Origin of the sequence: Bradyrhizobium stylosanthis, assembly GCF_001641335.1 — a bacterium.
GTDB classification, from domain to species: Bacteria; Pseudomonadota; Alphaproteobacteria; order Rhizobiales; family Xanthobacteraceae; genus Bradyrhizobium; species Bradyrhizobium stylosanthis.
Genome location: NZ_LVEM01000002.1, coordinates 482370 through 494989 on the forward strand (window position 1 = coordinate 482370; position 12620 = coordinate 494989).

Genomic DNA, 12620 nt, shown 5'->3' on the forward strand with positions numbered 1-12620 from the left:
TGCAATCACAGATTCCGGACGGCGATCAGGATGCCGATAAAGGTGGCTGCGATGATCCAGAGCGCCACGGTGCGCCAGCGGTTCTTGCGGCCCTCGCTGCGGCCCATGGCCGCGATGCTCTCCGGCGACAGGCGGATGCCCTCCCGGGTCATGGTCTCGAGCTGCTCCAGCGCCGCCACCGAGCGCTGCACGATGTCGGGCATGCGCATCAGCACGCGCGCGATGTCACCGCCGCCGGCAATCGCGCCCTGCACCCGGCCGATCGGGCCGAGATTGCGCTCGATCCATTCGCGCACCACGGGGTCGGCGACCTTCCAGATGTCGAGCCTGGGATCGAAGCCGCGGGCGACGCCCTCGACCACCACCATGGTCTTCTGCAGCAGGATCAGCTCGGGCCGCGTCGTCATGTCGAACAGGCCGGTGACCTCGAGCAGCAGCGTCAAAAGCCGCGCCATCGAGATCTCCTCGGCGGTGCGGTTGTGGATGGGCTCGCCGATGGCACGGATGGCCTGCGCGAAATTCTCGACCGAATGGTGCGCGGGCACATAGCCCGCCTCGAAATGCACTTCCGCCACGCGGCGATAATCGCGGGTGATGAAGCCGAGCAGGATCTCGGCGAGGAAGCGCCGCTCCTTCATGCCGAGCCGGCCCATGATGCCGAAATCGACCGCGACGAGGCGGCCGGCGTCATCGAGGAACAGATTGCCCGGATGCATGTCGGCGTGGAAGAAGCCGTCGCGCAGCGCGTGACGCAGGAAGCTCTGGATCACCTTGCGGCCAAGATCGGGCAGATCGACCTGCGCTTCCGCGAGGCGCTTGTGATCGTTCAGCGCGATGCCGTCGATCCACTCCATCGTCAGCACGTTGTGCGTGGTGCGGTCCCAGTCGACGGTCGGCACGCGGAAATCTGGATCGTTCTGCGTGTTCTCCGCCATCTCGGACAGCGCCGCAGCTTCCAGCCGCAGGTCCATCTCCATCGCGACCGAGCGCGACATGGTGTTGATGACCTCGATCAGGCGCAGCCGCCGCGCTTCGGACGAATAGGCTTCGGCCTTGTGTGCGACGAAGAAGAAATCCGAGAGGTCGCGGCGGAAACGCGCGGCCACGTTCGGCCTGAGCACCTTGACCGCGACGGGCTTGCGAATGCCGTCGTGCAGCACCTCGCCACGATGCACCTGGGCGATCGAGGCGGCCGCCACCGGCGGGCCGAAGGTCACGAAGACATCCTTCAGCGGCCGTTCCAGCGAGGTCGCGATAGCGGCTTCCGCTTCTGCTTGCGGGAACGGCGGCAGCCGGTCCTGAAGGCTTTCGAGGTCGCGCGCCATGATAAAGCCGACCACGTCGGGGCGCGTTGCCAGGAACTGGCCGAGCTTGAGATAGGCCGGGCCCATGCGCGTCAGCGCGCGCGAGATTCGGGGGCCCTGCTTGACGCCGCGGCGCTCGACGATGCGCGCAAGCTTCAGCGCGAGCTGTCCGGGCGGCGGCACCAGGCTGGGATCGACCGAGCCGAACACGCCTTCGCGCGCAAACACGAACGCGGCGCGGATCAGGCGCGCAATGTGGGTGATGGCAGAGATCACAAACGCCAGCCCGAATGCAGTGCGACGATGCCGCCGGACAATGTCTGCCAGCTCACGCGGGAGAAGCCGGCGTCGCGAATCATGTCGGCGAAGACGTTGGGCTTCGGAAACTTGCGGATCGATTCGACGAGATATTGATAGGACTCGGCGTCGCCCGTGACCATGCGGCCGAGCGGCGGGATCACCTTGAACGAGAACAGATCATAGATCTTGTCGAGGCCGGGCATCTCGACGGTCGAGAATTCCAGGCACAGGAAGCGGCTGCCGGGCCTCAGCACGCGATAGGCCTCGCTCAGCGCAAGGTCGATCCGCGGCACGTTGCGAATGCCGAAAGCGATCGTATATGCGTCGAAGCTGCGGTCGGCGAAGCCAAGCGATTCGGCGTTGCCTTCGACGAAATCGACCTGGGTCTCGAGATGGCGCTTGGCGGCACGCTCGCGGCCGACCGCGAGCATGTCGGAATTGATGTCGCAGACGGTGGCATGGAAGCCTGGGCCTGCCGCCTTGGCGGCGCGGAACGAGATGTCGCCGGTACCGCCGGCGACGTCGAGCAGGGCAAACGGCCGGTCGCTCCTCGGCGGGTCCAGCGCGTTGATCATGATGTCCTTCCAGACCCGGTGCAGGCCACCGGACATCAGGTCGTTCATCAAGTCATAGCGCGACGCCACGCTGTGAAACACATCGTTCACCAGCGTCTGCTTGTCCCCCAGGGGAACGTCTTTGAAGCCAAAATGCGTGGTTTCGCCGGGCCGATCCATTACTCTACTCCGCAGGGCGGACCATAGCCTGCCCGCCGCAATGGCGCTATCACACCGCCCTCATAAGGTGAATGCCTGACCATGCCTGAATTGCCCGAAGTCGAGACAGTCCGCCGCGGCCTTCAGCCCGTCATGGAGGGTGCGAAAATCGTGGTTGCGGAGGCCCGCCGGCCGGACCTGCGCTTCCCCTTCCAGCCCGACTTCGTGGCCCGGCTCCAGGGGCAGGTCGTCACGGGCCTCGGACGCCGTGCAAAATATCTCATGGCCGATCTCGGCTCCGGCGACGTGCTGCTGATGCATCTGGGCATGTCGGGCTCGTTCCGCGTCATCAAGCCGGACAACGAGGCGCAGCCGGGCGAGTTTCACTATCCGAAGGCCAAGGATTCCGCGCACGACCACGTGCTGTTTCGGATGTCCTCGGGCGCCGACATCGTCTTCAACGATCCGCGCCGCTTCGGTTACATGAAAGTGATCGCGCGCAATGCGCTCGAGGACGAGCCGCTGCTGCGCGGGCTCGGACCCGAGCCGCTCGGCAACGAATTCGACGCCGCGATGCTGGCGCATTCCTGCGAGGGCAAGGCCACCAGCCTGAAGGCCGCGCTGCTCGACCAGCGCGTCGTGGCAGGGCTTGGCAACATCTATGTCTGCGAGGCGCTGCACCGCTCGCATCTGTCGCCGCGACGCATTGCCGCGACATTGTCGACGAAGAAGGGCGAGCCGACGGATCATGCGAAGCGTCTGGTCGGCGCGATCCACACCGTGCTGAACGATGCCATCAAGGCCGGTGGATCGTCGCTGCGCGACCATCGCCAGACCACCGGCGAGCTCGGCTATTTCCAGCACTCCTTCAAGGTTTATGACCGCGAGGGCGAGACATGCACGACGCCGCGCTGCGGCGGCACGGTCAAGCGCTTCACCCAGAACGGCCGCTCGACCTTCTGGTGCCCGAAATGTCAGAAATAACGGACCATGCAGACGCCGCAGCTTGAAACCGAACGGTTGATCCTGCGCCCGCTCGCGCTGTCCGACGTGCCGGCGATCCAGCGCCATTTCGACAATTGGAACATCATCCGGCATCTCGCGGCCGTCGTGCCCTGGCCGTATCCGGCCGATGGAGCGGAGACCTTCGTCAGAATACAGCTCGACAAGATCTCAGCCGGCGAGGCTCTCTATCATTGGGTCCTTGTGCTGAAAGGCAGCGATGGCGAGGCCATCGGGAATATTCATTTCCGCCCCTATGCCGACGGTGCAAAAGGCAATCGCGGCTTCTGGCTGGCCGAGCCTTACTGGAGCCGTGGCTTGATGACGGAGGCCATTACCGCGGTGAACGACTTTGCATTCCTCACGCTCGGCCTGGATCATTTCTACGTCTGCAATGCAGCCACCAACGAGGCTTCGCGGCGGGTCAAGCAGAAGACCGGTGCAGAGTTCGTCGGCTTCATCGAGCTTGCCCATCACAGCGGACAGACTCGGTCCGAGAAATGGATCGTGCGGCGTGAGGCCTGGCTGCGCGGCAGGTCGTGATTGAAGGGCGATGCTGTCTTGGCGTCATGGCCGGGCTTGTCCCGGGCATCCACGTTCTTCCTCCCTGTAGCCAAGACGTGGATGCCCGGGACAAGCCCGGGCATGACGGACAGGTGAGTGCATAAGGCCACGAAGCGAAGCAATCCGGCCGGGCTGGTGGCCGGATTGCTTCGTCGCTGGGGCCCTTCCGGATGGAGAAGGGCCGGCTGTCGTCCGGGCGATCGCCCCGCTCAGGACGCCAGGGGCGTGGTCTCGTCGGTCGCGAGGTCGGCGATGTGCAGCATGCCGTCGGCCGCCGAGATGACCTGGTCGATCAGGACATTGGTCGTGGCTTCGAGCTCGAGCCGGGTCTCGACCCAGCGCCAGAGGCCGCGGATCTCGTCAGCCGATTTGCCGTTCGGCGCGAACTCGCTGACGGCGAGGCCGCTGGCGAGCGAGTCCTGATGGTCGTTGCGCATCACGATCAGCGGGCGCGCGAGCACCTCGGACAGATCGAGCGCGACTTCCTCGGCGAGCGCGCCCGCGGCGTTGTCGATGCGCTGGCCGCGGATCGGGGTCTGGTTCAGCACGAAGCTGTAGGGCCGCTTCCAGGCGCGCGCGACGCTCAGCGTCGAGACGGTCGCCTCGATGTCCGCGACGCTCGGGCGGGCCGGGATCAGGCAGAGATCGGAATGGCGGATCGCGGCGGTGGTCGCGGCGGACAGGCCGGCGGCGGTGTCGACGATCGCGAGCTGGAGGCCGCTGTCGGCCAGCATCTTCAGGCGCGGCGCGATGTCGGCGGCGTGATAGATCGGCTCGACGACGATGTCGTCATTGTTGCGGCGGCGTTGCCAGTTGGAGAGGGTGCCCTGCGGGTCGGTCTCGATCAGGCGGACGGTGAAGCCGGCCTGCTTGGCTGCCAGCGCGAGGCCGATGGCAAGCGTGCTCTTGCCACTGCCACCCTTTTGGGTGGCCAGTACGATCGTATGCATTGGAAGTTGAATCCTTTGGAATGCCTGGGTCTTTGGGGTAACGCCACACGCGAACGTGCATCGCTTCTCGATGCTGAGCTCTTCTCGCTCAGGACGTGCCCTGCCCGGTCCAAAGGGGGACCGCGGATGTCCGAATCAACGCCAACGATGATGGCAGAATCGGGAATGCCAGCTAATCCGTACCAATACTGGACCCGTAGTTGTGCCTATGATGTGCTCGCGCTGTGAATGTGAGAGGGACGAGCATGAGCGGCAATTGGCGCGACCGGACGGCAACCACCTTTGACTGCCAGAAGATGCCGGCGGTCTCGAGCCGCGGCATGGTGGTCAGCAACCATCCGCTCGCCTCCAGCGCCGGCGCCGAGATGCTGGCCGCCGGCGGCAATGCCATCGATGCCGCGATCGCCACCCTGTTCACGCTGACCGTGGTCGAGCCGATGATGGTCGGCATCATCGGCGGCGGCATGGCCCATATCCGCCTCGCCGACGGCAGCCACCGCTTCATCGACGGCCAGAGCACGGTGCCGGCGGCAGTGCGCGACACCACCTATACGTCGAAGCCTGGCTCGGCCCACGACGTGTTCGACACCGTCGGCAACGAGAACCTCAACGGGTCGAAGGCCGTCGCGGTGCCGGGCTCGCTCAAGGCCTGGTGCGAGACGCTGCAAAGGTTCGGCACCATGAGCCTTGCCGATGTGATGCAGCCTGCGATCAAGCATGCCGCGCGCGGCTATGCGACGACGCCATACCTGCACGAATGCATCAGCGAGAGCGCCGCCGAGATGCGCAAGGACAAGCCGATTGCAGCGATCTTCCTCCCGAACGGCGAGCCGCTCAAGGTCGGCGAGCGCGTGGTGCAGGCCGAATATGCCGAAACCTTGCGCTATATCGCCGACCACGGCGCGACCGCACTCTATGAGGGGCCGCTCGGCGACATCCTCGCCGACTACATGGAGAAGGCCGGCGGCTTCATCCGCCGCAATGACCTCACGGCTTACAGGACGGTCGAGCGGCAGCCGATCCGCGCCGACTATCGCGGCTGGACCATTCTCGGGCCGCCGCCGCCGGCCGCGTCCGGCGTGCATATCGCGCAGATGCTGAACATTCTGGAGGGCTACGACATCGGCGGGCTCGGCTTCGGCACGCCGGAGACGATCCACTATCTCGCCGAGGTGCTGAAGATCGCCTTCGCCGACCGCGCTGCGGCCAGCGGCGACCCTGATTATGTCGGCGTGCCCGTGGAGCAGCTGACCTCGAAGGCCTATGCCGAGGAGCGCCGCCGGACCATCGATCCGGCGCGCGCGCAGGCTTTTGGTGCCGGCGTGACGCAGCTCGAAGGCGCGCACACCACGCATATGACGGCCGCGGACGCTTTTGGAAACGTGGTCGCGACCACGCAGACCATCAACAATCTGTTCGGCGCCAAGATCATGATCCCGGGCCTTGGCGCCATCGCCAACAATTACATGAACCTGTTCGACCCGCGTCCCGGCCACGCGCTGTCGCTGGCGCCGGGCAAGCGGGTGACGACCTCGATGTCGCCGATGATGGCGCTAAGCGACGGCAAGCTGCGCTATGCGCTCGGATTGCCCGGGGGAAAACGCATCTTCCCGAGCGCGATGCAGGCGCTGGTGAATCTGATCGACCACGGCATGAGCCTGCAGGAAGCGGTCGAGGCGCCGCGCGTCTGGACCGAGGGCAACGCGCTCGAGGTCGAACAGGCGGTGCCGGAGAGCGTGCGTTCGAAGCTCGCGGCGCTCGGCCACAAGGTGCAGCCGGTCGCAACCGTCGCCGGCGGCATGAATGGAATCGCCTTCCACGACGACGGCACCATGACCGGCGCGGCCTGCTGGCGCGCGGACGGCACACCGGTGGGAATGTCGGGCGGGCTCGCGAAGGCCGGGATCAGGTTCAGGCTTGCCTAGCTCTCGTGCCCCGGACGCTGCGCATCACCATAAGCGCGTTTACGCGCGTCTTCGACGCGCTATGGTGGTGCGCTGCAGAGCCGGGGCCCAGCAACTTCGCGTTCGGAGTTTGTGGATGCATAGGTCCCGGCTCTGCGCAGCAGCGTTGCACGCTGCAGCGCGTCCGGGACACGAGAGTTGTGCTCGCGGCCTGAGTCACTTCCGCACGCAGATCACGCGCACGACCGCGGCCTTGGCGTCGGTCGAGGTGCCGTTCGCGCCGACACCGTTCGCCTTCAGGAAATCGCGCGCCGTTTCCGCGGCGACCATCACGGCCTGCGAGGACGGCACCGATGTCGCGGGTCCGGCGACCATCGCCGGCTTGAGCAGCGCGATGCCGGCGAACTTGCCGTCGCCATCGATCGCGGGAGCGCCGGAGAAGCCCACCGCGGGCGGCGGCGACAGCGCGGAATCGCTCGACGTGACCGGGGCGAGCGCGCCCTTGGCGCTCGACACGCCGGCCGCGCCGCCCTGGCTTTGCGGATCGGCGATGCCGATGACGTCGACACTCGTCTTCGCCGCGCCACTGGCGAGGCTGAGCGGCTTCAGGCCGCGCGCGCCATAGATGTGCAGCAGCGCGAGATCGTGCTCCTTGTCCTCGGCAAGGCGGTCGGCATTGCCATAGCCCGCGATGGTGATCGCAAGGCAGCTGTCGGTGACGAGGCGGTCGGCCAGGATCGCACCGTCGTCGCTGACGACGACGCCGGTGCCGTATTCGACGTTCTTGCGCGGCGGCGGTCCGGCCATCGGGGTGGACGGAAATGCGTTGAAGGCGCTCGACATCGCGATCACGACCGGCTCGACCGTATTCTCCATCGCCTGGTCGTAGAGGATCGTCATGATGCGGACTTCGTCGCCTTTGAAGGTGCCGCGCACGTAAAACTTCTTCAGGCCCTGCAAACCCGACAGCACGAAGAAGTCGGGCTTCACCACGGTGTAGTCGACCTTGCGGTTGGGCTCCTTCTTCTCGGCGTCCGCGAGCTTTGCGGTGGTCGGGCCGGCCTCCTTGCGGCGGCTGAGCAGCACCTGCACGGTTCCGGTCGGCGAGGTCCATTTCGAGCCGTTGCCGTCGCTCGCCTGCTGCGGCACCAGCTTGGCGGGAATGCCGAGCCGCGCCCCGCTGGTCGGCTCCATCACGATCTTCCAGCCGACGCCGTCCTGCTTGCGCCTCGCGGTCTCGGCGAGCGCGGCGCGTTCCTGCGGATTGAGTACGCCGGTCGGCTTGCCGCCCTTGGCCTTCTGGTATTCCTTGATGGCGTTGACCATGCGCTCGCTGACGTCGCCGGTGATGGCGCCGTTATATTGCCCGACCCAGGCGAGGTCGGACTGCAGCGACAGCCGCTCGGCCTGCGCCATGGCATCGGCGGTTTCCGAGGGCGTCTGGACGGCGGGCGGCTTGATCGGCACGGTCTGGACCGTTTTCGGCTTGGTGCCGGGGACCTGCGGCGCCGTCATCTGGGCGTTCGCGCCTGTGGCAGAGGCCAACATCAGTGTTGCCGCAAGCATCGATCTCATGACAAATCCAGCCAGCCCATTGAACGCAGTGCCATTGAAGCACATCTCGTTGGTCGCGAACAATGTTGCGCTGGTTCAGGCTCGTGAGCGAGCCAAGCACCCAGGCCCTCATCCTGAGGAGCGGCCAAAAGGCCGCGTCTCGAAGGATGGTCACGGGCGAGATCAGGGCCTTCATGGTTCGCCCGGCGATGCGTAGCATCGTCCGGAGAGCGCGTTGCGCGCTCCCCACCATGAGGGTTGAGAGGAACGTACGATGCTGAGCCCGGACGAACTCGAACGCTATGCCCGCCACATCGTGCTGCGCGATGTCGGTGGCCCCGGCCAGGCCGCGCTGAAGAAAGCCTCTGTGCTCGTGATCGGCGCCGGCGGGCTCGGTGCGCCCGCCCTGATGTACCTGGCCGCCGCCGGTGTCGGTACGCTCGGCGTGGTCGATGACGACGTGGTCTCGCTGTCCAATTTGCAGCGCCAGGTCATTCACACCACGCCCGACATCGGCCGGCACAAGGTCGAGAGCGCGGCCGAGCGCATCTCGGCGCTCAATCCGCATGTGCGCTTCGTCGGCCACGCCACCTGGCTCAATGCCGACAATGCGCTCGGCCTGATCGGCGATTACGACCTCGTGCTCGACGGCTCCGACAATTTCTCGACGCGTTATCTGGTCTCGGACGCCTGCTTCTTCGCGAAGCGGCCGCTGATCACGGCGGCGCTCGGCACCTTCGACGGCTCGCTCACCACCATCCGCGCGCACGAGACCAACGAGCAGGGCGAGTTCAATCCGACCTATCGCTGCCTGTTCCCGGAGGCGCCGCCGCCCGGCACGGTGCCGGCCTGCGCCGAGGCCGGCGTCATGGGCGCGCTTGCCGGCGTGCTCGGCTCGATGATGGCGCTGGAAGCGATCCGTGAGATCGTCGGTTTCGGCGACGGCCTCGTCGGCCGCCTCCTGATGATCGATGCGCGCGCGATGCGCTTCGAGACGCTGCGCTATGGGCGCGATCCCGCCAATCCGCTCAATGGCGACGGGCCCGTGATCGCCGATCTCAGCGCCCATCGCGATTGATTATAGCGCTCAGGCGCTGGCCGGCTTCTCGCTGTCGAGATGTGCCATCTGCTCGGCCGCATAACGCGTTCCGGCAGCGACGTCGGGCGGAAACGCCTTGGCCAGCGCCGCGAGGTGCGCTTGCGTCAGCACCACCTTCGTTGCGCCGAGCGCCTCGGTGAGGCGATTGCGGGTGCGCGCGCCGACCAGCGGCACGATTTCCTTGCCCTGCGCTGCGACCCAGGCGATCGCGACCTGCGCCGGCGTGGCACCGATCTCGCCGGCGATCGCGCGCAGCTGCTCCGCCAGCGCGAGATTGGCGTCGAGATTCGCGCCCTGGAAACGCGGCGTCATCAGCCGGTAGTCGCGGCCGGCCTTGCCTGAATCCTTCGACCAGTGGCCGCTGATCAGGCCGCGCGCCAGCACACCGTAAGCGGTGATGGCGATGCCGAGCTCGCGGCAGGTCTTCAGGATGTCGCGCTCGATGCCGCGCTCGATCAGCGAATATTCGATCTGGAGATCGGCGATCGGATGCACGGCATGGGCGCGGCGGATGGTGTCGGAGCCGACCTCGGAGAGGCCGATATGCCTGACATAGCCGGCCTTCACGAGATCGGCGATGCCGCCGATCGTCTCCTCGATGGGAACGTTGGGATCGAGCCGGGCCGGGCGGTAGACGTCGATGTAGTCGGTGCCGAGCCGCTGCAGCGAATAAGCGAGGAAGTTTTTGGTCGCGCCTGGCCTCGTGTCCATACCGGCGAACTCCCCGGCGGGGCCGCGCAGCGCGCCGTACTTGACGCTGAGCTGCAGCTTTTCACGCGGCGCATTCGCGAGCGCCTCGCGCAAAAGCATCTCGTTGTGACCCATGGCGTAGAAATCGCCGGTGTCGAGCAGCGTGATCCCTGCCTCGAGCGTGGCGTGGACCGTGGCGATGGCTTCGCCGCGATCGGCGGGACCATAGACCTCCGACATGCCCATGCAGCCGAGGCCAAGGGCGGACACATTGGGGCCGGTCGAACCGAGTTTGCGCTGTTCCATGATGGCTCTCCTCGAAAGCGGCGGCCGACGGGGCCGCCTGACGAGGTTGATATGCGCCCGCTCCATTGCCGCGATAAGCTGGACAATGCGGAATAGCTTGTTCATTATATCGAACAATGGATCCTCCCGACCTGCGCGATCTCGATGCCTTCGTGGCGGTCGCCCGCACCCGCAATTTCCGGCGCGCGGCGGTTGATATGCGCGTGTCCGTGTCGAGCCTGAGCCAGCGGCTACGGGACCTCGAGGAGCGCCTTGGCGTCCGCCTGATGAACCGCACCACCCGCAGTGTCGCCCTGACGGAAGCCGGCGAGCTGCTGCTGTCGCGCGTGGCGCCTGCGCTGCGCGATGTCGGCGATGCCCTGGACCAGGTGCGGGGCCTGCGCGAGGTCGCCTCGGGCCGGCTGCGCATCAACGCGCCGCCGCCGGCGGTCGATCTCGTGCTGGCACCGATGGTCGGCCCGTTCCTTGGCCAGCATCCGCAGGTCGATCTCGACATCGTCTCCGAGAGCGGCTTCGTCGACATCGTCAGCGGCGGCTACGACGCCGGCGTGCGTTATGGCGAGCATCTCGCGCAGGACATGGTGGCGATCCCGCTGAGCGGCCCGCAGCGCTATGTTGTCGTGGCTTCGCCCGACTACATCGCGCGTCGCGGCAGGCCGCTTCATCCGAAGGATCTGCTCGAGCACGATTGCATCCGCGCGCGTTACTCGAGCGGCGTCATGCACGATCTGGAGTTCGAGAAGGCCGGCCAGGTCGTGAAGGTCGATCCGCCGGCCAAGCTGATCTCGACCAATATGGGCCTTGCGATGCGCGCCGCGCTCGACGGCGCCGGTGTCTGGGCGACGCTCGACGGCTATGTCGGCGATGCCCTGAAGTCCGGTGCGCTGGTCAGCCTGATGGAGGATTGGTGCGAGCCGTTTCCCGGCCCGTTCCTGTATTATCCGAGCCGGCGCCAGACGCCGCCGGCGCTGCGTGCTTTCATCGATTTCGTTAGCGATTGGCGCAAGCGCGAAACGCGGAGACAGTAGATCCTCATGGTGAGGAGGCGCGAAGCGCCGTCTCGAACCATGAAAGGCCCGCGATCTCGTCCGTGGCCATCCTTCGAGACGACCGCTGCGCGGTCTCCTCAGGATGAGGGACGGAGGGCTTGTCGCTCAGTCGAGGAAAACTCAGAGCATGCTCGGCAGCACGCGGTCCGGCGGCTTGTGGGCGTCGAGGAAGGTGCGGATGTTGATGATCACCTTCTCGCCCATCTCGACGCGGCCCTCGATCGTGGCCGAGCCCATATGCGGTAGCAGCGTCACCTTGCCGGCCTTGGCGAGCCGCACCAGCTTCGGGTTCACCGCGGGCTCGTGCTCGTAGACGTCGAGACCGGCGCCGCCGATCTCGCCGCCTTCGATCAGCTTGATCAGCGTGTCTTCGTCGGTCACCTCGCCGCGCGCGGTGTTGACGATGTAGGCGTCCTTGCGGATCAGCTTCAGCCGCCGGGCCGACAGAAGGTGGTAGGTCGCCGGTGTGTGCGGACAGTTCACCGAGATGATGTCCATCCGCGCCAGCATCTGGTCGAGGCTTTCCCAATAGGTCGCGCCGAGCTCCTCGGCGATCTTCGGGGCAACGGGACGGCGGTTGTGGTAGTGGATCTGCAGGCCGAAGGCGCGGGCGCGGCGCGCGACTGCCTGGCCGATGCGGCCCATGCCGATGATGCCGAGACGCTTGCCGCCGATGCGGTGGCCGAGCATCCAGGTCGGCGACCAGCCGGCCCACGGTTTTCCCTCGGTCAGGATCGAGGCGCCTTCGATCATCCGGCGCGGCACGGCCAGGATCAGCGCCATGGTCATGTCGGCGGTGTCCTCGGTCAGGACCTTCGGCGTGTTGGTGACGGTGATGCCGCGGGCATGCGCGGCCTCGACGTCGATATTGTCGACGCCGTTGCCGAAATTGGCGATCAGCTTCAGCTTGCAGTCCGCCTGATTAACGATGTCGGCGGTGATGTGGTCGGTGACGGTCGGGACCAGCACGTCGGCGGTGCGCGCGGCTTCGGCGAGCTGCTCGGGCGACAGCGGCGTGTCATCGAGATTGATCCGCGCGTCGAACAGCTCGCGCATGCGCGTCTCGATCGAATCCGGCAGCTTGCGCGTCACGACGACGAGGGGCTTTTTCTTCACCGACATGTCCTGCTCTCATGAGGCGTGAGCGGCCGCCTCTGTCGCCAAAGGACGGCTGTTCAGGCCTCA

General features: G+C 66.3%; 11 protein-coding genes. 5 read left to right on the forward strand and 6 right to left on the reverse strand.

Going from position 1 to position 12620, the window contains the following annotated elements; translation table 11 throughout:
* Positions 1–5: 5 nt before the first annotated feature.
* Entirely contained in the window at positions 6–1580 is a 1575-nt protein-coding gene (gene ubiB, locus A7X65_RS14295; RefSeq protein WP_063685753.1) for a 2-polyprenylphenol 6-hydroxylase, read from the reverse strand.
* On the reverse strand, positions 1577–2338 hold the full coding sequence (ubiE, locus tag A7X65_RS14300) for a bifunctional demethylmenaquinone methyltransferase/2-methoxy-6-polyprenyl-1,4-benzoquinol methylase UbiE (RefSeq protein ID WP_063685755.1): 762 nt from the start codon (positions 2336–2338) through the stop codon (positions 1577–1579). The genes ubiB and ubiE overlap by 4 nt, the downstream gene beginning before the upstream one ends.
* 81 nt (positions 2339–2419) lie before the next feature.
* Here ubiE and mutM point away from each other — a divergent pair, with 81 nt between their 5' ends.
* Together mutM and A7X65_RS14310 are read left to right on the forward strand one after the other, a co-directional pair.
* Positions 2420–3301 carry a bifunctional DNA-formamidopyrimidine glycosylase/DNA-(apurinic or apyrimidinic site) lyase gene (mutM, locus tag A7X65_RS14305; RefSeq protein WP_063685758.1) on the forward strand — a complete coding sequence of 294 codons (882 nt, stop codon included), beginning with the start codon at positions 2420–2422 and terminating at the stop codon, positions 3299–3301.
* 6 nt (positions 3302–3307) lie between these two features.
* Positions 3308–3862, forward strand: coding sequence for a GNAT family N-acetyltransferase (locus A7X65_RS14310; RefSeq protein WP_063685760.1), 555 nt, complete (start codon positions 3308–3310; stop codon positions 3860–3862).
* 230 nt (positions 3863–4092) lie between these two features.
* On the opposite strand, the gene A7X65_RS14315 is transcribed toward A7X65_RS14310, so the two are convergent.
* The gene (locus tag A7X65_RS14315) at positions 4093–4833 is read right to left on the reverse strand and encodes a ParA family protein (protein ID WP_063685762.1); all 741 of its coding nucleotides are present in this window, start codon (positions 4831–4833) and stop codon (positions 4093–4095) included.
* Positions 4834–5078: 245 nt separating this feature from the next.
* Here A7X65_RS14315 and ggt point away from each other — a divergent pair, with 245 nt between their 5' ends.
* Complete coding sequence (gene ggt / locus A7X65_RS14320) at positions 5079–6758, forward strand: gamma-glutamyltransferase (RefSeq protein ID WP_063685764.1); 1680 nt, start codon at positions 5079–5081, stop codon at positions 6756–6758.
* Positions 6759–6953: 195 nt separating this feature from the next.
* Here ggt and A7X65_RS14325 read toward each other — a convergent pair whose 3' ends face one another.
* The gene (locus A7X65_RS14325) at positions 6954–8312 is read right to left on the reverse strand and encodes a serine protease (RefSeq protein WP_063687691.1); all 1359 of its coding nucleotides are present in this window, start codon (positions 8310–8312) and stop codon (positions 6954–6956) included.
* 253 nt (positions 8313–8565) lie between these two features.
* On the opposite strand from A7X65_RS14325, the gene A7X65_RS14335 reads away from it, so the two are divergent.
* Complete coding sequence (locus A7X65_RS14335; RefSeq protein WP_063685768.1) at positions 8566–9369, forward strand: HesA/MoeB/ThiF family protein; 804 nt, start codon at positions 8566–8568, stop codon at positions 9367–9369.
* A 9-nt stretch (positions 9370–9378) separates the two neighbouring features.
* Here A7X65_RS14335 and A7X65_RS14340 read toward each other — a convergent pair whose 3' ends face one another.
* Complete coding sequence (locus tag A7X65_RS14340; protein ID WP_063685770.1) at positions 9379–10386, reverse strand: aldo/keto reductase; 1008 nt, start codon at positions 10384–10386, stop codon at positions 9379–9381.
* A 116-nt stretch (positions 10387–10502) separates the two neighbouring features.
* On the opposite strand from A7X65_RS14340, the gene A7X65_RS14345 reads away from it, so the two are divergent.
* Positions 10503–11414 (forward strand): LysR family transcriptional regulator, encoded by a 912-nt coding sequence (locus tag A7X65_RS14345; protein WP_063685772.1) that lies wholly within the window; start codon positions 10503–10505, stop codon positions 11412–11414.
* Between the two features lie 141 nt (positions 11415–11555).
* Here A7X65_RS14345 and A7X65_RS14350 read toward each other — a convergent pair whose 3' ends face one another.
* Positions 11556–12557, reverse strand: a complete 1002-nt coding sequence (locus A7X65_RS14350; protein ID WP_063685774.1) for a 2-hydroxyacid dehydrogenase — start codon at positions 12555–12557, stop codon at positions 11556–11558.
* Positions 12558–12620 lie beyond the last annotated feature (63 nt).